Consider the following 26461-nt stretch of genomic DNA (forward strand, 5'->3'; position numbering starts at 1 on the left):
TGCCGATCATGGCGTAACGCCAGCGATTTCAAAAACCACTCTATCGTGGCGGCCTAGCGTGTCCATGACGGTTAGCGTATACCGGCCGTCTTGCGCCAGCACTAATTTAAACGGATGACTCGACGCGCCGTGATTCACCACGCGGCCATCAAGCATCCACCATACTTCTCCTTCGGCGCCTTGCACATCTACATCCAGCGCCACTTGCCGGCTGCCCGGCACGGGCCGAAGGACCGAACCGCTGGCCACGCCACCCACGCGCAACGGCCCTTGGGTAGCGTCGGCGTAACCGGCAAATGACGGCGGCGCCGTGTCGTTCAACAGCCACGCGGCGCGCTGTTCGGGACATTGCCCCGACGGCACGCTGCCCAACCGATAACCCAGTGGCCAACATGTGACCGCCGCCTGCACCGTTTCGGGCCGGCTACGGACCTGCTGCGCGCCTTCCGGCAACGCGGCCACAATATCTTGCAGTAACGGCGCCGCCACATTCGCCCCAAAAAAACCGGGGTTCGGCGTGCCGTCCGGGCGACCTACCCAGACGCCTAGCGTCCATCTGTCGGTCACCCCGATTGCCCAGGCGTCCCGGAAACCAAAGCTGGTCCCGGTTTTCCAGGCCAGCCGCCGGGTCGGGCTGCCCGACTGGTAGAAAGGCCGGTCGGGATGCCCGCCGCCTTCAAGAATATCGCGAACGATCCAGGCGGCTCCAGGGCTCATCATACGGGACTCGATTCGAGGCTGCTCCGTCCGAAGGCGGGGCCGTCCCGAGACGCCATCGCGGGCCAAAGCCCGGTAAGCGCCGACCAGTTCTTCCAATGTGGTGCCACCCCCGCCCAAAATCAAGCTTAAATTTGGGGCAGCCCCGGCCGGCATTCGTAACCGCACGCCGCCAGTCAGCATAACCGACGCAAAACTGGCGGGGCCGACACGGTCCAGCAAGTCCACCGCGGGCACATTCAACGACCGCTGCAACGCCTGCGCCACACTGACCGGGCCCGAAAAAGCGGCCTGGAAATTGCCGGGTGCATAGCCGCCGAATGACATGGGCGCATCGATCAGCAGGCTTTCCGAATGAATCAGCCCTTCGTCCAGCGCCTGCGCATACAGAAACGGTTTAAGAGTAGAACCCGGCGAGCGCACGCCACGCACCATATCCACGTGGGCATAACGGGTATCGTCGGAAAAATCGGCGGACCCCGCGTAAGCCTTGACCTCCAGCGTATCGTTATCCATCACCAGCACCGCCATGGAAACTTTGGGCGGCAAATTATCGACACGGTCCAGCAACATTCGTTCCACCGATGCCTGCATGTCAGCATCCAATGTCGATGCGACCAGCGGCGGGCGCTGGCCCGGCCGCCTTGCGGTGGTTTTGGTACCGGCTTCCTGCAACAGGCGCTGTGCGGCCAGGGGCGCAAGCCAACGTGCGCGTAGCGGCGGCGCGATTACGTTTTCGATCTTGGCATCGGCAACTTCCGCCGGGGTCCAGCGGCCCAGTTCGGCCATGCGGTCCAGCACCTTGTCGCGCGCAGCCTGCGCGGCCTCGGGGTGGCGGTCGGGACGCAGGCGCGAGGGGGCTTGCGGCAACGCGGTCAGCATGGCGGCCTCGGCGGGGCCGAGATCACGGGCAGCCTTGCCCAGCCACAGCCGCGAACCCATTTCCACGCCTTCCACGATGCCGCCCATGGGCGCGTGGGTCAGGTACAAGGACAGAATTTCATCCTTGCTGTAGTGCATTTCCAGTTGCACCGCGCGCCACGCCTGTCGCAATTTGGCCGACATGGAGCGCGACGGCTTGCCCGCCAGTTGGGGGTCAATCAGGCGGGCGACCTGCATCGTCAGGGTTGATCCCCCCGAAACAATGCGGCGGTTCGTGGCCCATTGCCAGCCGGCCCGCGCGAACGCCACCGGGTTGACGCCGGGATGCCAGTAGAACCAGCGGTCCTCGTACGTGAGCAGCGTTTCCAGGTAGCGCGGGGACACCTGGTCCGGCGTGACCGGATAGCGCCAGATGCCGTCGCGGCTGGGGTAGTTGCGCAGCGGCGTGCCGTCGGCGGCCACGACGACGGCGGCGCCGCCGGAATCGACAGGCGGCAGCGGGTAAAGGCGGTCAAGCACGAATAACAACGCGGCCAGCGTAAACAACACGCTGGCCGCGATGATGCCGCGCCGCCGCCACCGGCGAGCGCGCAAGGCGCCCGCCGTGGGGGTGGCGGCGGCGGTCAAGGACGCTTGGCGCCGCGATCGCGGATTTCGACCGTGCTCCATTGCTCACCCACGCCGCGGATCTCCGGGCGATACATATCTTCCGCCACGGTCGAGGGCACCGCATAGCGGCCCGGCGTCACGACGCGCACCAGATAGAACACGTCGACCTTGCCACGGCCCAGGGACACGGCGGCCACATAACGGTCATCGCGGAACTCACGATGCTTGATGTTGGAATCGGCCATGGCTTCGGCCACGCGGCGCCCGCCAATAGTCCATTCCTGCATCTCGGGGCTTTGCGACAGGTTCAGGTTTTCGACTTCAAAACCCGCCGGCACACGGTCCTCGATCAGCGCATCCGGAATGTTCTGGTTGGCGCTGGCCTGCACCCACACCACCAGCATGTCGCCGCTTTGCAGCGTGCCGCCATCCCAAGGCTTGCCGTCCGGGCGATACCAGCCACGCTTGAGCTGGATCACGTCGTTGCGCGGCTTGGGCGCAACCGTCGGGCTGCCCTGGATGTCGTATTCCAGGAACAAGGACTGCGCACCCGTGTTAAGGATTTGCGTGTTGGCCAGATCGGCCGCCGTCAGGCCGACGGTCTGGTCGGTCTTTCCGCCGTCCAGCGGCTTGCGCACGCCATTGACGGTCAGCGCGGCTTCCCACGGCGTGCCCTTGTCGCCACCGATGGCGCGTGCCGCCATCAACAGCGCCATGCGTTCCTGCGTGGACAGGTACGAACGGTTGCCCAGGCGCGAAGTCAGTTGCGTCAGCAGATTTTCCAGGCGTTCGTGCTTCAGGCCGTACTGGTTGGCCAGCGCGTACGACAAAGCGTAATCGCGCACGCTGCTGCCGTAGTCGCCCAGCCATTCGTCGTAGTAGCCGTTGTAATTGCGGCGCGGGAAACCGTATTCGCGCGTCATCGCGGCGTCCAGCGCGGACTTCATGCGGCCTTCGTCGCCCATCAGTTTGAACGCCGCTGCCAGCTGGATCAGGGGCAACGGCGAACGCGCGCGCTCTTGATAGTTGTCGAACAGCTGGCGCACCGTCGACAACGGCGCCTTCTTGTCGCGAGCCAACGCCAGCACGGCGGTCGACAAGCCGGCAAAACGGCGGTGGTCTTCGCGCAGGACGTTGGCATCGCTGCCGTCGATGCGGCCGGCTTCAACGTTGCGGCGCAGGTTCACCGACCACGTGCCGAAGGTGTTCGACGTCTGCTGCACTTGCTCCAGCAACCATTGGCGCGAACGGTCCAGCGTGGCTTCGGGCACTTCAAAGCCCTGGTCGCGCGCGTCTTGCAGGAAGCCGACGGCATAGGCCGTCAGCCACACATCGCGCGAGCTGGAACCGCTCCAGAGGTTGTACGAACCTACCGCGTTGCGCATGCCGGACAGGCGGCCGATGGCGCCGGACACCTGCGCGGCGCGTTCCACCTGCGAATGCGGCTTCAGGCCGAACTGCTTGGCAACGGCGTCATCGATCAACACCCACGGCAAGGCGCGGCTGATGGTCTGCTCGGCGCAGCCATACGGATACGCCAGCAACCCCTCAACCAGCTTGTTCACGTTGAACGGCGGGCGATTCGACACGGTCAGGCTGACCAGCGCCGAATCCGGGTAGTAAGACGACACCCACGAGGCCTGCGCCACGTTGGTTTCACCCGGGTTCAGGCGCAGGCGACGCACCTGGTGTTCGCCTGCGTAGGCCGGCTGCACTTGCAACACCGATTCACGCACGATGTGCACCGGCTTGGCGCCGCCCTGCCCGTCGATGGTCAGGCGCATCAGGCCCAGGCCATACGAGCCGGTCGTGGTGGCGTTAAAGCGCAAGGTGGTGCGCTGCTTGTCCTTCAGCGTCACCGTGCGCACGCCGTCCGTAATGGCCAGCGGGTCCAGCGCTTCCAGTTTGATGCTGATCTTTTGCTCGGCGCCGCTCAGGTTGGTCAGATCCAGCGCAATGGCGGCCTGGTCGCCCGGCGTGATGAAGCGCGGCGTGTTCAATTCGGCGACGATCGGCGCGGCCACCACCATTTCGGTGTCGGTGCTGCCGTAGTTGTCGGCCGTGAACGCCACCGCCATCAGGCGCAAGGTGCCGTTGAAATCGGGCAGGTCCAGCGGGATGTCCGCTTCGCCTTGCGCGTTCAGCGTGACCGGGCCCGAGAACAGGTCGACCAGCTTGACCTTCTTGGGCAGGCTCTTGCTGTCGCCGCGCATGGCGGCGTCACCGCCCCACTTCAGCTTGCCCTTGGTGCCGTCCATTTTTTCGATCAGCTTGCCGTACATGTCCAACAGTTCGGGCGCGTAGCGGTGCTTGCCGAAGAAGTAGTCCAGCGGGTCGGGCGTGGCGTACTGGTTGATGTTCAAGATGCCCACGTCCACCGCGGACAGCGTGACCGTGGCTTGCTTGCCGTGCGCGCCGTCGACCTTGACGCGCACCGTCGTCTTGGTTTCGGGCACGGCCTTGGGCGCGGCCGTCAGCTTTACATCCAGCTTGCGATCGGTGCTGGCAATCGGCAGGAATGCCAGGCCCAGCGCACGGGCCGGCGTCACGCGGTCGCCTTCACTGCCCGGGCGGAACACGGCGGCGGCCACGTACAGATCGTGGCGCTTCCAGTCCTTGCTGACCGGGATTTCGACCACGGTGCCCGTTGCCTTCACGGCCACCCAGGTGGACCACAACATGCGGTCGCCTTCGACGGTGACCAGCGCCTGGCCGTCGTGCGGCGGCGTCAAAGTGACCTTGACGGTGTCGCCCGGCTTGGCCGGCACGCCTTCCAGCTTCATCTGCACGCGATCGGGGCGGTTGCCCATCGCGTCGGCGTCCTGCGCGTTCCAGCCGGCATAGAAGCGGTAGCGCATCGTCTCGCCCGTTTCCGGGTCGGCGATTTCAAGGCGGTAACGGCCCCACTTGACCGGCACGGTCAACTGGGCGCGATCGTTCAGCGCCACTTCGCGCGAATCGATCAGTTCTTCGGTTTCGGTGTAGCCGCTGTTCCACCCGCGCTGGTCGTCAAAGCGCCAATAGTATTGGCGTTCTTCGCGGAACAAACGCATCTGGGCCTGAGCCAGGGGCTGGATCTCGCCCTGGGCGTTGACGCGGATCACTTCGAATCCGGCGGGTGCGCTCTCGCGCGCCACGTCGCTATCGAACTGGGGCCGCACGGCGATCAGTTTGTCGGCGGGCCAGACGCTGCGTTCGATGGAACGCACCACCGGGCGGCCGCCCGATTCCAGCAGACTGGCCGACACGCGCACCTTCATGGGCGAATGCGTGCCTGCCGCGTTGGGGTTGACGCTGATCTGAGCAGCGCCCTTGTCGTCCAGCGCCTCTTCGGGCAGTTCGCCAAACGTGCGGCGCGTGTCATCGGCGACGTCGCCGAAGATGAAGCCCGGCCATTTCTGGGCCTGCGCGAATCGGTCGCGCTTGACCTGGAAGGTGGACAGCAGGCGGTTGCCGGCGGCGGGTGCGCCGTAAAGGTAATCGCCCTGCACATCGACAAGCAGTTCCTCGTCTGGCGACAGCACCTCTTGCTCAGAGGTCAGCGCCATCTTCATACGTTCAGGCAGGAATTCCTCGACCTGGAACTTCCACGACGCATCGGGTGCGCGCGAGGCCGGGTCAACACGCAGTTCCAGCAGCCACGAGCCGGTCTGCGCATCCAGCGGCAATTCGATTGCGCGCTCGACATAGCCGACCAGATCCTTCTTGGGCTGCCACAGCGTGTTCTGCACCACGCGGCCATCGGGGCGCTTGATGGTGGCGGTCAGCGGCGCGGGCGTCAGCATGCGGCCGTCCAGGTCGCGCGGCAGCACCGACACGTTGAACGTTTCGCCAGGGCGATACAGGTTGCGGCCGGCGTAAATGAACAAGTTATTCGGGCGCGACACATGGCCGCCCGTATCGAACTCCGACAGATCCAGCGCGGGCTCGGCCAACGCCAATACCGTCATTTCCTTGTCGCGCGATGCACGGATGACGCGCGCGTTGGTGAAGCTGCCATCAAAGCGCACATGACCTTGCCCATCGGCAGCGGCCTTGGCCAGCGTCTTGCCGGCGCCGTCGACCAGTTCAAAGACCGCGCCGGAGATGGCCTGGCCGGACTTCAGCGACACGGAATAGGCTTCCACGCGGTCGCTGTAGCGGCGCGCGTGCAGGCCGATATCGCTGACGTAGAAGTACGTGACCTGGTATTCGTAGCGGAAACGGCCGGGCTGGCTCATGACCGCGATATAGATGCCGGGCTCTTGCAGTTCCTTCACGCCCTCAACGGGCAGGAAGGTAACGTGGCGGCGGTTCGGCTTGTCGTCGGTGATGAAGCGGCCTTGATAGACGCTGGTGGTCAGCGAATTCAGGCGGTCCAGATCCCAGTTGCTGACCGAACCCTTCAGGCCACGGTTGTCGGAATAGCGCCAACTGTCTTCTTCGTTGTAGCCGCCCTCTTCTTCGTCATCGGACGCCTGCGCGGTGTTGCGGCCAATGCCCAGCACCGTTTCGAACAGTTCCGGCACGCGGTCGGGCGCGACACGCAGGAATTGCACGTCCACTTCCGGCACGTTGACGGTAGCCACGGGCAAACCGCCGTTCTGGCCGGCCGGCAGCACCACGCCACGGCTGGCGAAATAGAACGACGGCGGCATCGCCTGCGTGTTCACTTCGCAATTGGACGATTGCGCCAGCACGACCTTGTCACCCACGCCCGGCAAACCGGAGCGCACGGTGATGGCGTACTTGCGTTGCGGCTGGATATACGGGAAATACACCATGCGCGGGTTGTCACCCACAATCCAGCTGCCTTTGACGATCTTGCCTTGCGGGGCGGAGTCGCCCGGCTTCACCGAGGCGGGCTGATCGCCGGCGTTGGAGGCCGTTTCGCTGTCCTGGTCGGCTTTACCCGACGAGGCGCCCAGATCGGTGACCTGAAGGAAGTCATCCAGCTTGCCCTTGGCATCCACCGGCTGGGTGAACGTGACGGACAACGACAGCGCGTCGTTATATTGGCGTGGTTGGCAGGTCAGTGCGGCGAACGGATCGGGCGCGCCGACCGTGGCGCTGGCGCCCAACGTGGATTTTGCCTCGCCCGGCGGGGCCGCTGCGGGGCTTTGAGCCGGGGCGGACACCGCAGGGGCCGCACCCGGAGCCGCAGCCTGCTTGCCCTTGCCCATCCACCAGCCCACGCCTATGGCGCCGGCCAACACCACAACGCCGGCAACCGCCAGCCAGGTCTTACTAACCTTTCCACTCACGGCAAACCCCTCCGCCTACTCGAATACAACGCTCCTTAGCGGCGGAGCTGCCGACCATCCGGATCCGCGCGCTTCCCCGAACGCGGACATTGCCGTGCCATTGGCGCACAGCAGAACGCCGCCTTCGAGGGCGGCGTCTTCATTCTTGGTATTAAACGGGTTCCATCACACATTGCAGCGGGTGCTGGCGCGCCCGCGCATACTGTCCTACCTGGGCGATGCGGGTGGCGGCGAGGTCACGGGGGTACACCCCGCAAACTCCGCGCCCTTCGTGATGCACTTGCAACATGATCCGCGTGGCCTCTTCATGATTTTTATTGAAGAATTTTTGCAGGACTTTCACGACGAATTCCATCGGCGTGTAGTCATCGTTCAACAGCAGAACCTGATACATCGGAGGCGGCGCGGCGCGTGCCGGTGCCTTCTCGACGGCCAAATCATGCTGGGTATCCAAGGTAGAACTCATAGGGCGGCTATTCTATTTAAACTGGGGACGCCTAACGTGCAACTTACTTAAAATTACACGCGGAAATACGTAGTTTCCATACTTGACGACGCAAAGAAAAGCGGCGCATTATCACCGCATTCTGGGGTTTTCAACTCATCGAAAATCTGCCAGGAAGCCGGAGGGGGGGACAGAGGTCTAGACCGCGATGCCCTTCTGTCAACATACGATTCAATGAGGCAGTCCGCATGTCTGATACGACCGCAACCGCCGTCCAAGGGGACAATCCCAAATCGACGGGTACCGTCAAATGGTTCAACGATGCAAAGGGGTTTGGCTTCATTACGCCCGACGACGGCGGTGAAGATCTGTTCGCCCACTTCTCGTCCATACAGATGAATGGTTTTAAAACCCTGAAGGAAGGCCAGAAAGTGGCTTTCGAAATCATCCAGGGGCCTAAGGGCAAGCAGGCGCTTAATATCACGGCCGCCTAACACCCTATAAAGTGCAGCGGTAAGGTTGCACCATTATCCAGGCGGGGCTTTCGGGCCCCGCCTTGTTATTTTCTTTTTACTGCGCCAGTCATGCTGAAGAATGCGAAGTTATTACCTGCCACTCCTACGTTGTTCAAGACGGCGTTCATAAAACCCGCATTCCTTAAAGCCGTATCGGCGGCACTGGCCAGCGCGGCATTGATGCTGGGCGCGGGCGCCCATGCGCAAACCGGGCCGCAACCGCCCTTGCCCACCACGCAACTGTCAGCCGGCATCCATATTATCCGCGCCGAAGTTGCCAACACCGACGCCACGCGCCAAGCCGGCCTGATGTTCCGCAAAGAACTGCCCGGCAACGATGGCATGCTGTTCGTCTTCGAGCGGCCCGACGTGCAGTGCTTCTGGATGCGCAACACGCTTTTGCCGCTCTCGATTGCCTTTATCGCCGACGACGGCACGATCGTCAACATCGACGACATGGCGCCGCAGACCGAAGACCCGCATTGCGCCCGCAAGCCCGTGCGCTACGCCCTGGAAATGACCCAAGGTTGGTTCGACGAGCATGGCATCAAGGCGGGCCGGAAAATAGACGGGCTGCCCTGAGTCGGGCGCCCCGGGGCGCCAGTGCGCCAGCCGGATGTAGAAAGGGAGCCCCCGAGAGGCTCCCTTTTTTGATTCCGCCGCGAACCGCGCGGCGGAAAAAACAACACTTCAGGTTTCAGGCTTGAAGCCGCAAGCTCAGACGCGTTCGATGATGAGCGCGATGCCCTGGCCCACGCCGATGCACATCGTGCACAGCGCATAGCGGCCGCCGGTGCGGTGCAGCTGGTTGATCGCGGTGGTAGCCAGGCGGGCGCCGGATGCGCCCAGCGGGTGACCCAGGGCGATTGCGCCGCCGTTGGGGTTCACGCGCGGGTCGTTGTCGGCAATGCCCAGTTGGCGCAGCACGGCCAGGCCCTGCGCGGCGAAGGCTTCGTTCAGCTCGATGACGTCCATCTGGTCCAGCGTCAGGCCGGTCTGGGCCAACACCTTCAGCGTGGCCGGGGCCGGGCCGATACCCATGATGCGCGGCGCGACGCCGGCGGTAGCCATGCCGACCACGCGAGCGCGCGGGGTCAAGCCGTGGCGGGCGGCCGCCTTTTCGTCAGCCAACAGCAGCGCGGCGGCGCCGTCGTTCACGCCCGACGCGTTGCCGGCCGTGACGGTGCCGCCTTCGCGGACCACACCCTTGAGCTTGGCCAACGATTCCAGGCTGGTTTCACGCGGATGCTCGTCCTTGGAGACGATGATGGCATCGCCCTTTTTCTGCGCAATCGAAACCGGCACGATTTCGGCGTCGAACACGCCTTCTTTCTGCGCGCGAGCCGTCTTTTGCTGGCTGGCCAGCGCAAACAGGTCTTGGTCTTCGCGGCTGATGTTGAAGTCGTCAGCGACGTTTTCGGCCGTTTCGGGCATCGAATCGACGCCGTATTGCGCCCTCATCAGCTTGTTGACGAAGCGCCAGCCGATGGTGGTGTCGAAAATGGCGGCATTGCGCGAGAACGCGCTGTCGGCCTTGCCCATGACGAAGGGCGCGCGGCTCATGCTTTCAACGCCGCCGGCCAGCATCAGCCCGGCTTCGCCGGCGCGGATGGCGCGGGCGGCGGTGCCAATGGCGTCCAGGCCGGAACCGCACAGGCGGTTGACCGTGGCGCCGGGGACTTCGATGGGCAGGCCGGCCAGCAGCGTGGCCATGCGGGCCACGTTGCGGTTGTCTTCACCGGCCTGGTTGGCGCAGCCCATGATGGCGTCGTCCAGTTCTTCCCAGCGCACGCCGGGGTTGCGCGCTACCAGCGCCTTGATGGCGACGGCGGCGAGGTCATCAGGACGCACGCTGGCCAGCGCACCGCCGTAGCGGCCGAAGGGGGTGCGGATCGCATCACAAATAAAGGCATTCACGGTCATGGGAAGCTCGGAGTGAAGTGAAAAATTCGGGATCGGACGATCTTAGCGCACCGCATTTAGCGCCAAGTTGGTGCACACCTGGGGTGTCCGTCTCATGGACAGTGTCCGGTAGGCGTTCACCCTGATCGCCAAGCCGGACGCAGGCCTTCAGGGCGATGCGGGCTTGGAAGGCGCCGTTGCGGCGCCCGCCCCGGACTGCGCGGCGCGACCTGCCTCGACGATGGCTTGCCGCCGAAAGCGCCCCGCAGCCAGGTGATAGAACGGCTGCGGGCAGAACTGCCGCGACACGCCCGAGGCCAGCAGCGACCCCACCAGCAACCAGAACAACATCGGCTGGCTGCCCGTCATTTCCATGACCACCACGCTGGCCGTCAACGGTGCCTGCGTGGCGGCGGCCAGAAAGGCGGCCATCGACACCAGCACCAGCACACGCTGGTCCACGCCCTCGCCCGCCAGTTCCCAGATGTGTTGGCCGATGCCGGCGCCCGTGGTTAGTGCGGGGGTGAAGATCCCGCCCGGGATGCCCGCCCAATACGATGCGACGGTAGCGGCCAGCTTGGCCAGCCCGAAGCCGACCGGCGCCGTGTCGTTGCCCGACAGCAGATCGGCCGCCACCCCATAGCCCGTGCCGTACACGCTGCCGGCCGTGCACAGGCCAATCACGGCCAGCACCAGGCCCATGATGAAAGCCGTCCAGATAGGATGCGCGCGGATCCAGGCGCGCCAGGCCGCGGGCGCCGCGCCTGCCGCGCCCTTGCCCAGCAGCCGCGCAAAAATACCGCCCAACGCGCCGTTGATCGCGCCGCAGATGACAATCCACATCACCATGCCATGGGCCAGCGGCGCACCGCCGAACACGCCGAAATACGGGTTGTTGCCCTGCACCGCGACCACCAGAAACCCCGCTGCCAGCACGCCGATCAGCACCAGGCGCTGCCAGCGCAGCACCGTGCCTCGGCCCAGCTCTTCAATGGCGAAGATCACGCCGGCAAGCGGCGCGTTGAAGGCGGCGGCAAGGCCGCCGGCCGCGCCGGCCGCGATCAGTTCATTGGCGTGAAAGCCCCGCAGCTTGACGCCGCGACGCTTCCAGAAATCCCCCCATGCCAGCATGAGCGCGGCGCCCACCTGCACCGACGGGCCTTCGCGGCCGATCGACGCGCCGGCCAGCATGCCGAAGAACGCCAGGGGAATTTTCCAGAGGGTTTGCGCCAGCGACACCAGGCTGGTCTGGCTGGCCCCCGGCGGCAATGACAGCGCGCCGATGACTTGGGGAATGCCGCTACCGGCCGCGTTGGGCGCAAAGCGCAGCGTCAGCCAGCGCAAGCCGGCCAGGCTGAACGGCAGCACCAGCAAGGCAAGCCAGCCGTTGTGGCCCACCCATTCGCGGTTCCAGTCCAGCGCCTTGTCGGCCAGATACGCAAAACCGAGCGACATCAGCGCGACCAGGCCGGCCCCGCCCAACAGCAGTGCCATTTGCAGGCTCTTGCGCGACAGGCGGTTGATCTGACGCACTTTGCGCCGCATCAGGCGGCGGGTGGCGGCGGAGGTCCGGCGGAAAGGTTCAGTCAGGCTCATGGGCTGCTGGCATGCGGCGGAAAGTCGCTAACCTTAACATTCCCACCTGACTCGCAGCCCACAACTTCGCCGACCACAACCTCGCCGGCCACAACCTCGCCGGCCACGATTCCGCCGTCCACAGACTTACCGCCCGGGCGCTACCGCGCAATCCCGCGCGGCAGCGCCCGGCGGCTGCTTAGAACGAGGACCAGTCGTCGTCCGACGCGTGCGCCAGCGCCGGCCGCGCCTGGCTGGCGCGTGCCACGGTCGCTGCCGGCTTGCGCGCGGCCAGGGACGCGGGCGTGGGCGTAATCAAGCGCGCCTCGGCGCCACGCCCGGAACCCGCGGCGGCGTCCACCTTGAAGCGGCGCACTTCCTGCGCCAGGCGGCCGGCCTGCTCTTGCATGCTGGCGGCCGCGGCGGCGGCTTCTTCAACCAGCGCGGCGTTCTGCTGCGTCACGGTATCCATCTGCGCCACGGCCTGGTTGACCTGGCCGATGCCGGACGATTGCTCTTCGGATGCGCTGGCAATTTCACGCACCAGCGTTGCGACCTGACGCACGCTGTCGACCACTTCGCGCATGGTGCGGCCTGCCTCGTCCACCTGGCGCGTACCGCCCTGCACACGCGCGGCGGATTCGTCGATCAGCGCCTTGATTTCCTTGGCGGCCACCGCCGAGCGTTGCGCCAAGGTGCGCACTTCACCCGCGACCACGGCAAAGCCCCGGCCCTGCTCGCCCGCGCGCGCCGCTTCCACGGCGGCGTTCAGCGCCAGGATGTTGGTCTGGAAGGCAATACCGTCGATCACACCCGTGATATCGGCGATGCGGCGCGAGCTGTCCGAAATGGCGCTCATGGTCTGCACCACGCCTTCCACCACTTCGCCCCCGCGCACTGCCACGGTGGACGCCTGCGTCACCAGACGATCGGCCTCGCTGGCGTTGTTGGCGTTTTGCTGCACGGTGCTGGTCAGCTCTTCCATCGACGCGGCAGTCTGCTCCAGCGACGAGGCTTGCTCTTCAGTACGTTGCGACAGGTCGGAGTTGCCTTGCGCGATCTGCGAGGACGCCGAGGCGATGCTTTCACAGCCATCGCGCACGTCCGCGACGATGCGCGCCAGGCTTTCGTTCATGGCCTTCAGTGCCGTCATCAAGTCGCCCGTTTCGTCACGCGTGGCCACCTGGATGTCGGTGGTCAGATCGCCCGCGGCGACCTGGCGCGCGGCTTTCACGGCCTGTTCCAGCGGACGCACGATGCCGCGCGTGACCAGCCAGCCCAACAGCATGCCGATCACCACGCCGGCCACGGCCAGGATGATCATCACGGCGCGCACGGTGTCGTACAGGTCGGTGGCTTCGTCCACCGATTGCGCGGTGGCTTTTTCCTTGCCCACGGCCAGGTTGGTCATCAGGTCGTCAAGCTTTTGCGACGAGGCGATAACCCGCTTTTCGATCTCGGCCACACGCGGATCGGTTTGCGTCAACGACTGCGACTTCGCCGCCGTGAAGAACGCTTCCGACTCCCGCTTCCACACCTGTTCGGTTTCGACAAACTGCGCCAGCAGGCGCTTGCCCTCTTCTTCGTGGAAATTCTTCGCGGCCTTGTCGCGCAGCACGTCCATGTTCTTGACGGCGTCGTCAAACTGCTTTTTCAACGCCTGGCGATCCTGATCGGTGCTGGCGGCCAGGTAGCCGCTGCGGGCGCGGCCCGCGTAGATCAGATTCAGATTGGATTCTTTCAAGTCCGAGATGCCACGCAGCTCGGTGTCGTACAGCCGGTCATTCAATTCGTTGATGCGCGACAGCCCCCAAACACCAAAGGCCCCGATGGCACCGCCGATTACCGCCACGAGCAAAAACGCGCCCGACAGGCGCGCCCCAATGCGCAAGCCTGAAAATAAGCGAAACATGCTTCCCTTCCCTGTAGTTACCCCGGTTGTAAGCGGGCATGCCGCGATCCGTTGGCCCCGTGGTTCGGCCCTGACCACTGGCAACAATAGCGGTCGGGATTCCTAGGGATAACCCTAAAGAAAAGGTTGTTTCTTTGTCATTTCCCTGGAATGAAATCGACAATCGACAGGGTTATGTCAGCTGAATTCTTCCTGAAAGGGAATAAAAAAACCCCTGTGCAAAGCACCAGGGGTTTTTTCTTGCGGGCCACGTGTGTGGCCCGGCTTGTCTTTACCGATCAGGCAAAGTTCTTGGCGGCGAAATCCCAGTTGGCAAGTGCCCAGAAATTTTCCAGGTACTTGGGACGCGCGTTGCGGTAGTCGATGTAGTACGCGTGTTCCCAGACATCACAGGTCAACAGCGGCTTGTCGGCGGTGGTCAGCGGCGTGGCGGCGTTGCTGGTGTTGACGATGTCAACCGAACCGTCGGCCTTCTTGACCAACCAGGTCCAGCCCGAACCGAAGTTGCCGGCTGCCGACTTGTTGAACGCTTCCTTGAAAGCGTCGAAGCTGCCCCACTTGGCGTTGATGGCATCAGCCAGCTTGCCGGTGGGTGCGCCGCCGGCCTTGGGGGCCAGGCTATTCCAGTAGAACGTGTGGTTCCAGACTTGAGCGGCGTTGTTGAAAATGCCACCCGAGGACTTCTTCACGATGTCTTCCAGCGACAGCGTTTCGAATTCCGTACCCGGGATCAGGTTGTTCAGGTTCGTGACGTAAGTCTGGTGATGCTTGCCGTAGTGGAACTCCAGCGTTTCCTTGGAAATGTGCGGGGCCAGGGCGTCGAGTTCGTAAGGCAGGGGGGGAAGAGTATGTGCCATGTGTTGGTTCCTTCTGTTGAGTGCACGATCAAGCCGGTCAATTGTATCGGCAACTAATGAGGATACCGCGTTAACCCCGCGTCCGCGCGGGGTTAACGGCGCGCATGAGCATATGCGCATTCACGCCGACGCACGGCGTGTCGCACTGGGTTTTTGTAAACGCTACTCTTTCTCGTATCGCAGTTCCCTGCCGCCTTCCGACTCCACCAGCGTGCCGTCTTTGTGCACGGCGAATGTCTTGTGCAGCGGTGCACCGGCGGCTTCTTCCGGTACGTCCAGGTCCACGCGTATCGCGCGCGTGCCGGCGTCCAGTTTGCTGATGTCCACCTGATGCCAACGCGCGCCCGAGGGCAGCGGCACAAACACGGCCAGTGTTTTCAAGGCGCCCGGCTCGATGGGTGCGCTGATGCCGTCTTCACCTTCGGACGGGCGCGGACCGCCCCCGTGATCGGCATCCGCCGACGACATCGCCACGTCAACTTTCACCGGGCGATCGCGGTAGAAAACGCGCACGGACAAAAAGCCGGGCTGGGCGGGGCGTGCGGGCCGGGTATCAGCACGCACGTCCTGGATAGGCGAATACGGCTGGATCGGCGGCGTGTCCAGAAACACCTGTTTGCCGTCGCTGCGCCAGGCGCCGCGCGCCGCGATGTCGACGGCGCCGTAGCTCAGCATGTAGTCAAAGCTGCCGTCCGGCGACAACAGCAATTGGCTGCCGACTTCACGCACACCGTTCAGCACATACAGGCCCGCCAAGCCCGCGGAGTCGGCGGATTTGCTGGCAACCTTGGCGGCCCCTCGCCTGGACGGCGCGGGGGACGGGCAAGTGGCCGGCGGAGATGCACCGGCCGCTTGGACGACACGCTGGAACGCGGGTGCGGACTGGCATGCCAGCGTGTGGGCGAAGGACTGGCCAGGCGGTGCGGCGACCTTGTCAAAACGCGCACCGTGGCGCGCCAGCAATGACAGCATGGCGGGCTGGCTGGATTGCAACGCCACCCACGCCGGCCCGCGGCCCATGGCGTCGGCCTGGTCGGGACGCGCGCCGGCCGTGAGCATGGCGCGGACCAGGTCTTCGCGGCCCAGTTCGATTGCGGTGTTCAAGGGCGTCGCGCCGTCGTCCAGTGCGGCGTCCAGCGACCCACCGGTGGCGTTCACGAACCGCAGCAGCTGCACAAGTTCTTCCTGCCGGGCCACGTACCACTGCCGGCTATGAAGCAACTGAACCACAACGCGTCGCGACAGCGGCGCGGCGTCGGGCGCGCAGGTCGAGGGCTTGCCGGTAAAACCGGCCGCCTGCAATGCCGCGATATAGCCCGGCGCTTCGATCAGGCTGGCTTCGCCGCGTTCGGGCATGCAGGCTTGCGCCACGGGTTGGCCGGTGGCTTTGCTGATGCGGCGCACCAGCGCGATGTCGCCCGAGGCCACCGCCGCGTTCAACAGCGCGTACGAAGCCGGGGCGCGCGGCAGGCGTGGATCGTCCAACTTGGCGCCTGCCCGCAGCAGCCGTTCCAGCATCGCGGCGTCTTGCCTGCCGATCAGCCAATACAGCGCGCTTTCGCCATCGGGCGCCAGGCCGACCGGGTCCGCGCCCTTGGCCAGCAAGGCGTCAACGACGGGCACTTGCCCCGACGCTGCGGCCAGCAGCAACAGCGGCGCGCCGTCGCCGCTATCCGCGTCCCCCGCCTTCACTTCCGTGGGCACGCCAGCTTCGATCAGCATCAACGCCAATGACGTATCGCGGTTTTCCAGCGCGCGCCGGATCGCCCCCGTGCCCAGCGCCTTCAGGTCGAAGCCCGCATCGGCAAACAGGCGCAGCGTTGCGGCATCGCCCGATTGCACCGCGACATCGACGGGCGATTTCACGTCATAGCCTTCACGCTTGGCGCGGGGGTCGGCGCCCGCGGCCAATAGCAGCTTGATGGCTTGCGGTTTGCGGGCCTGTACCGCATCGGCAAGCGGCGTGTTGCCGTTTTGATCTTGCGGGTCGCCATCGACTGGCGCCCCCAGCGCCAGCAAACGTTGCAGCGTTTGCACGTCGCCACGGCGCGCCGCCAGGTTCATGATGGGCTGGGCGTCGGACTCCACTTTGGTGAACAGCGCCGCGCTGGAACCCGTTTGTGGGCCGCGTTGAGCGAACGGCATGTTCTTTTGCAGCAACTGCGCCGCAATATCGGGATGGCCGCCCTGCACCGCCGCCTGCGCGGCGTCCAGCCAGAGGTCGTATTGGCCGCTCTGGCCGTAGCCGGTGTTGGGGATTTGGCGCGGCCCAAGTTCCTTCAACACGAGCACCGCGCCGGCATTGCCCAGGTAGGCGGCCAGCGCCAAGGCGGTCAGCCCGTCTTCATACGCCGGCTTGGTGCCGGTGGCGGCCAGCGCCTGCAACGGTGCCGCGCCCTCGGTCAGTTCAACCATGGGCGACCACGCCAGGTAATCCGCCACGTCGGCGCCCGCGTCGGCATAGGGCTTGGCGGCGCCGGCCTTGAACAAGGCCAGCACCATGTGTGTCATTGATGGGCGGTCGACCAGACGCGGAAGGTACGTCATGCGCACCGCGAATTCAAAATCGCGATTCAACAGGAATTCAAGTGGGGTGCGGTGTTCATCGCCGCGCTGATTGGCGTCGGCACCGGCCGCCAGCAGCATGTCCATGAGTTCGGGCGTGCCATACAGCAGCGCCAGATGCAGCGGCGGACGACGCGATTCGTAGGTGACGTCGTTCAGCGGTGGCCGGGTGGCCAGCAGCGCGGCCAGCATGCGCGTGCGCGCAGGCAGCGTGGCCTGGTGAGCTTGGCGTATGCGATCGGCATCCTCGGTTGAAATGCCCCAGTACACGTTCTGAGCGCGCAATTCGCGCGCCGGCTTGAGCAGCGCGTGCAGCAGCGGCACGCCGTCCAGCGCGTAGTCGCCGGGCTGCCGGACCTGCGCCAATGCAGAGGCAAAGGCGTCCGGATCGTTGTTGCGTACGGCGGCAAACAGTGCCCGGGTGTCGGGGGTGTCGGCCTCTTTGTAGTCGGGGTAGGGCGACTGGCAATCGCAGTTGGCGGCGGGGGGCTGGCTTGCGGCCTGGGCCGGGGTCTGGGCCGGGGTCTGGGCCGGTGTCTTGGCCGGGGTCTGGGCCGGTGTCTTGGCCGGGGTCTGGGCCGGGGTCTGGGTCGGTACCTGCGCTGATTCCTGCGCTGATACCCGTGCCGGTCCTTGTGCTGATTCCGACGATGTTGCCTGCGCTGATACCGGCACTGGTGTGGCCTCTGCCGCTTCCACTAGCGCTACATGCCCCAGCGCCATGACCGTTCCGGCCAACACACCGGCCATCCAACCCATGCTTTCGTTGTGCCGCATTGCATCGCCTCAGAGTGCGTCAACCTGTCGTGCACCGCCCCGCCGGCGCCCCCGCCGAATGCGTGGGCGCTGCCGGCCGGCGGATCGTTTCTGCTTAACCGGCGTCGCGGCTATTGCGGGTTTGCTGCACCTGCACCTGCGCCCCGCCCTGTGCAAAGCTCAGGTCCAGCGCCTGCCCGGCCGCCAGACTTGCGGCATCCCGCACGATGCGGCCATCGGCGTCCCGCGCGATGGCGTAGCCGCGCGACAAGGTATTGCCCGGGTCCAGCGCGCGCAACTGCGCCGTGGCCGCCGCCAACCGGTTGCGACCCTGCACGAGCAGGCGTGCATGCACCTGGCCGAGCTGACGCACGGCGCCTGCCAGGCGGTCGGCGGCGCGCCCGGTATCGGGGACGCGATGCGCCAGGCGTTGCGTCAGCAGATTGACGCGCGCGGTGCGCCGGGCTTGTGGGCCCGACCACGCGGACGCAAGCCGGAAGCGCAGGCTGTTCAGGCGTTCTTGCTGGTGCTCAAGCCGTTGCGACGGCGACACCAACTGCCCGGACGCACGATCCAGGCGCTGCGCGGCGCGTTCCAGCCGCCGTTGCTGGCCCCGAACCATGGCTTGGGCCGACTGCATGACGCGGCCCATCAATTCGGAACGGGGCACGCAGGCCAATTCGGCCGCGGCCGTGGGCGTGGGCGCGCGCACATCGGCCACAAAGTCCACGATGGTGAAGTCGGTTTCATGCCCCACGCCGCTGATCACCGGAATTTCGCTGACCGCGACCTGCCGCGCCAGGTCTTCGTCGTTGAAGCTCCACAGATCTTCGATGCTGCCCCCGCCGCGCACCAGCAGCAAGGTGTCGACCTCGGCGCGGGCGTTGGCCAAGCGCACTTGGGCGGCCAGGCGGCTGGCGGCATCGGCGCCCTGAACCGGGGCCGGATAGATGATGACGGGCACTTGCGGCGCGCGCCGGGCAAGCGCCGACAGCACATCGCGCAGCGCCGCTGCATGCAGCGACGTAATGACCCCGATTGCGCGCGGCAAGCGGGCGGGCTCGCGCTTGCGGGCCGGGTCGAACAGGCCTTCCGAGGCCAATTGCTCTTTCAGCCGTAGAAACGCTTCATACAGATTGCCCAGACCGGCCCGGCGCATGGCGTCGGCCTGCAACTGGTAGTCGCCGCGCGGCTCGTACAGGGACACCCGCGCACGGATTTCGACCTGGTCGCCCGCCTTTGGGACAAAACCGACTGCGCTGGCGCGGCTTCGGAACATGACAGCCCGCACCGAGGCCCGGCTGTCCTTGAGCGTGAAGTACCAATGCCCGGATGCCGCCTGCGTGAAGTTCGAAATCTCTCCGCGCACCCATAAAGCCGGGATGCTGCGCTCCAACAACTGCCCCACTGCTTGGTTTAGCTGGGCAACTGTCAGGATATCCCGCGTGAATGCGTTGTTTGTGACTGCAAATTCAATTGTCATGAGGCTTTCCGATGCGTACCTGTCCACAGGGCATACGTAGCGGGGCGCAATGATACCGCGTCCATAGATTTTTGCAGCGGCAGGCCCGAAAGCCAGCAAACTCCGTGCAAGTTATTGATTTTTATATATAAATTATAAAAACTCGATTGCGCTAATTTGAAGCAAACAAGCGCAAGCCCTGTGCCCACAAGCGTTCCGGCGAAGTTTTGCACAGAATTATCCACAATTTCTGTGGATAAATCGCGGGCCTTCCCGCCTTGCCACAAACCCGCCGCGCCGTTACAGTTTCGGCTTGATCTGATGCCACGGCGCACGCACTGTTGCCGCCCTATGGCCCCCGGGAGTTGAACGCTTTGCTTTCCATTTTGCGCGAGGCCGGCTGGCCCATCTGGCCCCTGCTGGCGACATCCGTGCTGGGACTGGCGCTGATTTTCGAGCGCTTCCTCTCCCTGCGCCGCAGCCTTATCCTGCCCCGCGGCCTGAACGAACAGGTCGTGGACATGCTGCGCAACCGCCAGGACACGCCCGAAGCCATCAACCGCCTGGAACGAAACTCGCCGCTGGGCCGGGTTCTGGCCGAAGTGATGCGTCACCGCCATCTGCCCCGCGAAGAACTGCGCAACGTGGTCGAAGACACCGGCCGGGCCGTGGCGCATGACCTCAGCCGCTACATCCCCGCCATCGGCACCATCGCCGTCGTCGCGCCCTTGATGGGGCTGTTCGGCACCGTGGTCGGCATGATCGAGATCTTCGGGTCGTACACGCCCGGCGGCGGTGACCCCGCCCAACTGGCGCGCGGCATCTCCATCGCGCTGTACAACACCGGCTTCGGCATCCTGATCGCCATTCCCGCCATGATTGCCCACCGCTACCTGCGCGGTCGGGTCGACGGTTATCTCAGCGCCATGGAGCAATCCGCCTCGCGCCTGGTCCGCGCCGTGTCGCCCGTGCCGCCGGCCCCTTCCACCCATCCCGCAGCCTACCCCGCACGCGAGGGGCGTTCATGAATTTCCGCGGTTCCCGGGGCGATCGCGACGAGCTGGACATCAACCTGATCCCGCTGATCGACGTCTTGCTGGTCATCCTGATTTTCCTGGCCGCCACCACGTCGTTCACCCGCTTCACGCAGTTGAAGGTGACCCTGCCGCAGGCCTCGTCCGAGCAGGACACGCCGCCGGCGCTGGAAGTGGCCGTCAGCCAGGATGGGCGCTATGCGCTGAACGGTACGCTGATCGACGTCTCCACGCCTCCTGAAATCGCCGACGTACTGCGTCAGGCGGCTGCCGGCAAGACCGAGCCGCTGGTCATCATCAACGCCGACGCCCAAGCCACCCACCAATCCGTGATCAACATCATGGAAGCCGCCCGCCTGGCCGGCATCGGGCGCGTCAACTTCGCCGCCCAGACCTCACGGTGAGCACCCCGCGTTCGTCTCCTTCGCTGCTGGCCCGCCAGTGGCAGCATGGCGGCTGGCTGTCGACCCTGCTGTCGCCCCTGGCTGCGCTGACCGAGTGGGCGGTCGCCAGAAAGCGCGCCGCCTACCTCAGCGGCGCCAAGCCCAGCTACCGCGCGCCGGTGCCGGTCGTGGTGGTGGGCAACATCTACGTCGGAGGCACCGGCAAGACGCCCATGGTGATCGCCACGGTGCAAGGCTTGCGGGCGCGCGGGTTCACCCCGGGCGTGGTCAGCCGCGGCTATGGCGTGAAGATCGGCCGCAAAGCCCGGGTCGGCGTCGGTGCATTGGCGGCTGATCGCTTTGGCGACGAGCCCGCGTTGATCGCGCGCGCCACGGGCGCCCCGGTATCCGTGCACCCGAAACGCGCGTTGGCCGCCCGTGCGCTGCTCCAGGCGCATCCCGATGTGGACGTGATTGTCTCGGACGACGGCCTGCAACATCTGGCGCTGGCGCGTGACGTCGAAATCGTGGTGCAGGACGCGCGCGGCGTGGGCAACGGCCGGCTGCTGCCCGCCGGCCCACTACGCGAACCCGCGCACCGCTTGCAGGACGTGGATGTGGTCGTCACCAACATCGGCACGCCGGTCGGCCCCGGGGTCCAGGCTAACGCCAACGCCGACGCTGTTCCCGCCCGCCGCCCGCGTCCGGTGCGGATGTGGCTGGAACCGGGCGACGCCCGCCACATCGAAGACGGCGCAACGCGCCCGCTTTCTGCCTTTGCGGGCCAGCCGCGCGTGGCGGCCGCCGCGGGCATCGGCAACCCGGAACGCTTCTTCTCGACACTGCGCGCGGCCGGAATCGAACTGGACGCGACGCTGCCCTTGCCCGACCATCACGACTACGCCGATTCGCCCTTCCAGGGCCTGATGGCCGACGTGATTCTGGTGACGTCCAAGGACGCCATCAAATGTGCCGCGCTGCACGACGCGCGCCTGTGGGAAGTCCCCGTCACGGCGGCTTTTTCCGACGCCCGGTTGTTTGACTGGCTGGCACAAACGCTACACCAACGTCTCGCTCCAAAGTCGACATCGGCAGTCACCCAAGCGCGGCCGCCGACTTGAAAATCTGACTCTCGCCCGGGCCCGCCGGGCCTTGCCCGCCGCAAACTGTTTTAGAATCCCGGTCATGGAATCCCGACTTCTCGACATCCTCGTCTGCCCCCTGTGCAAGGGGCGCCTTGAAAACGACCGGCAGCACGCCGAACTCGTTTGCCGCGCCGACCGCCTGGCTTTCCCGATTCGCGACGGCATCCCCGTCATGCTTGAGTCGGAAGCCCGAGTGCTGGACGAAACCGCCCCCACCTGACCGCCGCCCCGTGAGTTTCATCGCCTTGATCCCGGCGCGCGCCGCCTCGACCCGCCTGCCCGACAAGCCCCTTGCCGATATCGCCGGCAAGCCGATGGTCGTGCGCACCGCCGACCGCGCCGCGCTGTCCGGCGCATCCCGGCTGTACATCGCCACGGACGACGCGCGCGTGCAGGCGGCCGTGCAGGCCCATGGCCTGACCGCCCTGATGACGCGCAGCGACCATCCCACGGGCACGGACCGGCTGGCCGAAGCCGTCCAGCAACTGGGCTTGCCGGACGACGCCATCGTCGTGAACGTGCAAGGCGATGAACCGCTGATCGAACCCGAACTGATCGACGCCGTGGCGGCCAAGCTGCAAGCCTGCGCCCACGCCGATATCGCCACCGCCGCCTGCCCGCTGGCCGACGCCGAGGCGCTCTTCAACCCGAATGTCGTGAAAGTCGTGTGCACCGCCGACGATCGCGCCCTGTATTTCTCGCGCGCCCCGATTCCCTGGGCGCGCGATGCGCTGGCCAGCGGCGAACGTGTGCTGGCCGACGGGCTGCCCGCCTGGCATCACATCGGCCTGTACGCCTACCGCGTGTCGTTCCTGCGCCGCTTCCCGACGCTGCCGCAAGGCATGCTGGAACGCTTCGAGGCGCTGGAACAGCTGCGCGCCATGGAACATGGCCATCAAATCGTCGTACACCGTACGCTCAACCCTCCCGCAGCGGGCGTAGATACCCCGGCGGATCTGGAACGCGTGCGCTTGGTCTACAGCAAACAGATGTAAGGGTTATTTCCCATGGCGCAGCCCCGCATTGGCTGCTGCGTTGCGGCATAATCCCCCGGATCACAAAAAATAAACCCCATCAGGAGCACTCATGCGTCTCATCTTGCTCGGACCTCCCGGCGCCGGCAAAGGCACCCAGGCCGCGTTTCTCACCCAACACTTCGGCATTCCCCAGATCTCCACCGGCGACATGCTGCGAGCCGCGGTGAAGGCGGGCACGCCCTTGGGTATTGAAGCCAAAAAGGTCATGGATGCCGGCGGTCTGGTTTCCGACGAGATCATCATCGGCCTGGTCCAGGACCGCCTGAAGCAGCCCGACTGCGCCGGCGGCTACCTGTTCGACGGTTTCCCCCGCACCATCCCGCAGGCCGACGCGCTGAAAAGCGCCGGCGTCAAGCTGGACTACGTGGTGGAAATCGAAGTGCCCGAAGAGGACATCATCGAACGCATGAGCGGGCGCCGCGTGCACCAGCCCAGCGGCCGCAGCTACCACGTGCGCTTCAACCCGCCCAAGGTTGAAGGCCGCGACGACCTCACCGGCGAAGAACTGATCCAGCGCGACGACGATCGCGAGGAAACGGTGCGCCATCGCCTGTCCGTGTACCGCGAACAGACCCGTCCGCTGGTTGATTACTACTCGACCTGGGCACAGCAGAACGCCGCCGAAGCCCCGAAGTACCGCAAGATCTCGGGCGTGGGCGCCGTCGACGAAATCAAGTCGCGCCTGTTCGAGGCTGTCAACAGCTGATAGGCGCTTGGTTGGCCCAAAGGCCTTCGGCGCCGGCTGGACGCACTGCGCTCCAGCATCGGCCCGAAGGCCTTGTCGCATTCGGCGCCTGCCGCGCCGCTTTCATCCCCTTTGAATTGAACTGGTGGTAGAGACATGGAAATCGCGAACAAGGTATTCATCGTTACGGGTGGCGCATCGGGACTGGGCGCGGGCACCGTGCGCATGCTGGTGGAAAACGGCGCCAAGGTCGTCATCGCCGACGTGCAGGACGAGCCGGGCCAGGCCCTGGCCAAGGAATTGGGCCAGCGCTACGTGCATTGCGACGTCACGCAGGAAGCCGACGGCAAAAGCGCCGTGGCGGCCGCGCTGGAACTGGGTGCGTTGTTTGGGCTGGTGAACTGCGCGGGCGTCGCGCCTGCCGCAAAGATCGTCGGCAAGAACGGCGCGCACCCGCTGGAACTGTTCCAGAAGGTCGTGTCGATCAACCTGATCGGCAGCTTCAACATGATGCGCCTGGCCGCCGAAGCCATGAGCGCCAATACCCCGGAACCCACGGGCGAACGTGGCGTCATGATCAACACGGCGTCCGTTGCCGCCTTCGACGGCCAGATCGGCCAGGCTGCCTACGCGGCATCGAAGGCGGGCGTGGCGGGCATGACCCTGCCGATCGCGCGCGATTTGGCCAAGACCGGCATCCGCTGCATGACCATCGCCCCGGGCATTTTCGGCACGCCGATGATCTTCGGCATGCCGCAGGAAGTGCAGGATTCGCTGGCCGCCAGCATCCCCTTCCCCGCCCGCCTGGGCCGTCCGGAAGACTACGCCAAGCTGGTCTACAGCATCATCACGAACGACATGCTGAACGGCGAAACCATCCGCCTGGACGGCGCCATCCGCATGCCGCCGAAGTAAGAATGCCCCCACGCCGCGCATGCTTCGCACGCTTGCTGCCCCCCGAGGGGGCGTCTTTCCCCTTGGGGCGGCCCGGCGGGGAAAGGGCATTCTTGCGTAGTGCGTGGGCGGGGAGCGCACCGGTCCTTTCAACAGGCGTTGTGTTTGCGGGGCCAGTCCGCCCCAATTTTTCGTAGTCCCATCCATGAGCCTGTTTCGTTCGGCGGCCACCGTCAGCAGCTTCACCCTGCTGTCCCGCATTTCCGGCCTGATTCGCGACATCCTGGTCGCGCGCGCCTTTGGCGCCGGCCCTATCACCGACGCCTTCTGGGTCGCCTTCCGCATTCCCAACCTGCTGCGCCGCCTGTTCGCCGAGGGCGCGTTTGCCCAGGCGTTCGTGCCCATACTCGGCGCCGCGCGCAACAAGCGGTCTGAAGAAGAAGTCCGCATCTTGCTGGACCGCGTGGCGCTGCTGCTGACCGCCACGCTGATGCTGATCACGTTGATCGGCATCGTCGCCGCGCCCTGGGTGGTGTCGGCCATGGCCAGCGGCCTGCGTGGCGCTGCCCGCGATACCGAGTTCGGCGCTGCCGTCTGGATGACGCGGATGATGTTTCCCTACATCTTCTGCATGTCTCTGATTGCGTTCGCCTCCGGCGTGCTGAACACCTGGCGCCGATTCGCCGTACCGGCCTTCACGCCCGTGCTGCTCAACCTGTCGATGATCGCCGCGTGCATCTGGCTGGCGCCGCGTATGGATGTGCCCGTCTACGCACTGGCCGTCGGCGTGATGATCGGCGGCGTGGCGCAACTGGCCGTGCAATGGGTGGCCCTGGCCCGCCTGGGGCTGACTCCGCGCTTTTCGCTGCGCTTTCGCCAAGCCTGGGCCGACCCCACCGTGCAGCGCATCCTCAAGCAAATGGCGCCCGCCACGCTGGGTGTGTCGGTGGCGCAGATATCCCTGCTGATCAACACCAACATCGCCACCTGGCTCACGCCAGGCAGCGTCACGTGGCTGTCCTTCGCCGACCGGCTGATGGAGTTCCCCACCGCTTTGCTGGGCGTCGCGCTAGGCACCGTGCTGCTGCCCAGCCTGTCCGCCGCCCACGCCCGCGATGACCATGGCGGCTACAGCGGCCTGCTGGATTGGGGCTTGCGTCTGGTGCTGCTGCTGGGCCTGCCCGCCGCGGTGGGTATGGCGCTGCTGTCGGACGGCCTGGTAGCCACCCTGTTCCACTATGGCGCCTTCGCCGCGCAAGACGTGCTGCAAACGCGCCTGGCCGTCATGTCGTACTCCGCCGGCTTGATCGGCCTGTTGGCCGTCAAGATTCTTGCCCCGGGGTTCTATGCCAAGCAAGACATCCGCACGCCCGTCAAAATCGCCATCGGCGTGCTGGTTTTGACACAGTTCATGAACCTGGTGCTGGTACCGTTCATGGCGCATGCCGGCCTGGCGCTGGCCATTGGCCTGGGCGCCTGCCTGAACGCCTTGGCGCTTCTGATCGGCTTGCGCCGCCGGGGCGTGTACCAGCCGGGGCCGGGCTGGACCGTGTTCGTGCTGCGCCTGCTGCCTGCCCTGGCGGCGTTGGCGGCATTGCTGTGGTACGCCGACGGCAAAATCGACTGGCTGGGCATGCAGGCCCATGCGGGACAGCGCGCCGGCTTGCTGGGTGGCGTTTTGGTGGCAAGCGGGGTGGTGTACTTCGGAACGTTGTTACTCTTTGGCTTCCGGCTTAAGGACTTTGGACGTCGGCCAAAAGTCTGATTTCGGCCGTTGCGCAGACAATCCCACCAAAAAGCCGGCTTCCCGCCGGCTTTTTGCACTGGATTCGTCAAGAAATGC

19 protein-coding genes are annotated in these 26461 nt (G+C 65.5%); 10 read left to right on the forward strand and 9 right to left on the reverse strand.

Annotation, left to right across the window (positions count from 1 at the left end; translation table 11 throughout):
• Positions 1–6: 6 nt before the first annotated feature.
• The 3 genes from pbpC to clpS form a co-directional block, all read right to left on the reverse strand.
• On the reverse strand, positions 7–2226 hold the full coding sequence (pbpC, locus tag DVB37_RS16685; protein WP_046804780.1) for a penicillin-binding protein 1C: 2220 nt from the start codon (positions 2224–2226) through the stop codon (positions 7–9).
• Positions 2223–7451 (reverse strand): alpha-2-macroglobulin, encoded by a 5229-nt coding sequence (locus tag DVB37_RS16690; protein WP_162941233.1) that lies wholly within the window; start codon positions 7449–7451, stop codon positions 2223–2225. The genes pbpC and DVB37_RS16690 overlap by 4 nt, the downstream gene beginning before the upstream one ends.
• A gap of 151 nt (positions 7452–7602) precedes the next feature.
• Positions 7603–7917 (reverse strand): ATP-dependent Clp protease adapter ClpS, encoded by a 315-nt coding sequence (gene clpS / locus DVB37_RS16695; RefSeq protein ID WP_006220276.1) that lies wholly within the window; start codon positions 7915–7917, stop codon positions 7603–7605.
• A 227-nt stretch (positions 7918–8144) separates the two neighbouring features.
• On the opposite strand from clpS, the gene DVB37_RS16700 reads away from it, so the two are divergent.
• Positions 8145–8390, forward strand: a complete 246-nt coding sequence (locus DVB37_RS16700; RefSeq protein WP_006220277.1) for a cold-shock protein — start codon at positions 8145–8147, stop codon at positions 8388–8390.
• A 201-nt stretch (positions 8391–8591) separates the two neighbouring features.
• A complete protein-coding gene (locus tag DVB37_RS16705; protein WP_240434153.1) occupies positions 8592–8993 on the forward strand; it encodes a DUF192 domain-containing protein in 402 nt (133 codons plus the stop codon).
• A gap of 135 nt (positions 8994–9128) precedes the next feature.
• On the opposite strand, the gene pcaF is transcribed toward DVB37_RS16705, so the two are convergent.
• The 6 genes from pcaF to xseA all read right to left on the reverse strand — a co-directional run bounded on the left by pcaF (position 9129) and on the right by xseA (position 19461).
• A complete protein-coding gene (gene pcaF, locus DVB37_RS16710; protein ID WP_120156247.1) occupies positions 9129–10334 on the reverse strand; it encodes a 3-oxoadipyl-CoA thiolase in 1206 nt (401 codons plus the stop codon).
• 147 nt (positions 10335–10481) lie between these two features.
• The gene (locus DVB37_RS16715; RefSeq protein ID WP_046804700.1) at positions 10482–11909 is read right to left on the reverse strand and encodes a chloride channel protein; all 1428 of its coding nucleotides are present in this window, start codon (positions 11907–11909) and stop codon (positions 10482–10484) included.
• 178 nt (positions 11910–12087) lie between these two features.
• On the reverse strand, positions 12088–13800 hold the full coding sequence (locus tag DVB37_RS16720; RefSeq protein WP_120156248.1) for a methyl-accepting chemotaxis protein: 1713 nt from the start codon (positions 13798–13800) through the stop codon (positions 12088–12090).
• 278 nt (positions 13801–14078) lie between these two features.
• On the reverse strand, positions 14079–14657 hold the full coding sequence (sodB, locus tag DVB37_RS16725; protein ID WP_046804702.1) for a superoxide dismutase [Fe]: 579 nt from the start codon (positions 14655–14657) through the stop codon (positions 14079–14081).
• 162 nt (positions 14658–14819) lie between these two features.
• Complete coding sequence (locus DVB37_RS16730) at positions 14820–17999, reverse strand: ankyrin repeat domain-containing protein (RefSeq protein WP_240433904.1); 3180 nt, start codon at positions 17997–17999, stop codon at positions 14820–14822.
• 94 nt (positions 18000–18093) lie between these two features.
• Positions 18094–19461, reverse strand: a complete 1368-nt coding sequence (xseA, locus tag DVB37_RS16735; RefSeq protein ID WP_104144418.1) for an exodeoxyribonuclease VII large subunit — start codon at positions 19459–19461, stop codon at positions 18094–18096.
• A 353-nt stretch (positions 19462–19814) separates the two neighbouring features.
• Here xseA and DVB37_RS16740 point away from each other — a divergent pair, with 353 nt between their 5' ends.
• From DVB37_RS16740 to murJ, 8 genes are all read left to right on the forward strand, one after another.
• Positions 19815–20468: a MotA/TolQ/ExbB proton channel family protein gene (locus DVB37_RS16740; RefSeq protein ID WP_120156249.1), complete on the forward strand. Its 654-nt coding sequence runs from the start codon at positions 19815–19817 to the stop codon at positions 20466–20468.
• Positions 20465–20878, forward strand: coding sequence for a biopolymer transporter ExbD (locus DVB37_RS16745; protein WP_046804705.1), 414 nt, complete (start codon positions 20465–20467; stop codon positions 20876–20878). The genes DVB37_RS16740 and DVB37_RS16745 overlap by 4 nt, the downstream gene beginning before the upstream one ends.
• Positions 20875–21978, forward strand: a complete 1104-nt coding sequence (lpxK, locus tag DVB37_RS16750) for a tetraacyldisaccharide 4'-kinase (RefSeq protein WP_120156250.1) — start codon at positions 20875–20877, stop codon at positions 21976–21978. The genes DVB37_RS16745 and lpxK overlap by 4 nt, the downstream gene beginning before the upstream one ends.
• A gap of 64 nt (positions 21979–22042) precedes the next feature.
• Complete coding sequence (locus DVB37_RS16755; RefSeq protein WP_120156251.1) at positions 22043–22222, forward strand: Trm112 family protein; 180 nt, start codon at positions 22043–22045, stop codon at positions 22220–22222.
• Positions 22223–22232: 10 nt separating this feature from the next.
• Entirely contained in the window at positions 22233–22997 is a 765-nt protein-coding gene (gene kdsB / locus DVB37_RS16760) for a 3-deoxy-manno-octulosonate cytidylyltransferase (RefSeq protein WP_120156252.1), read from the forward strand.
• 91 nt (positions 22998–23088) lie between these two features.
• A complete protein-coding gene (adk, locus tag DVB37_RS16765; protein WP_046804709.1) occupies positions 23089–23745 on the forward strand; it encodes an adenylate kinase in 657 nt (218 codons plus the stop codon).
• Positions 23746–23880: 135 nt separating this feature from the next.
• Positions 23881–24639, forward strand: coding sequence for a 3-hydroxyacyl-CoA dehydrogenase (locus DVB37_RS16770; protein WP_046804710.1), 759 nt, complete (start codon positions 23881–23883; stop codon positions 24637–24639).
• Between the two features lie 184 nt (positions 24640–24823).
• On the forward strand, positions 24824–26383 hold the full coding sequence (gene murJ / locus DVB37_RS16775; RefSeq protein WP_104144414.1) for a murein biosynthesis integral membrane protein MurJ: 1560 nt from the start codon (positions 24824–24826) through the stop codon (positions 26381–26383).
• Positions 26384–26461 lie beyond the last annotated feature (78 nt).

Source organism: Achromobacter sp. B7 (genome assembly GCF_003600685.1).
Taxonomy (GTDB): Bacteria; Pseudomonadota; Gammaproteobacteria; order Burkholderiales; family Burkholderiaceae_B; genus Achromobacter; species Achromobacter spanius_B.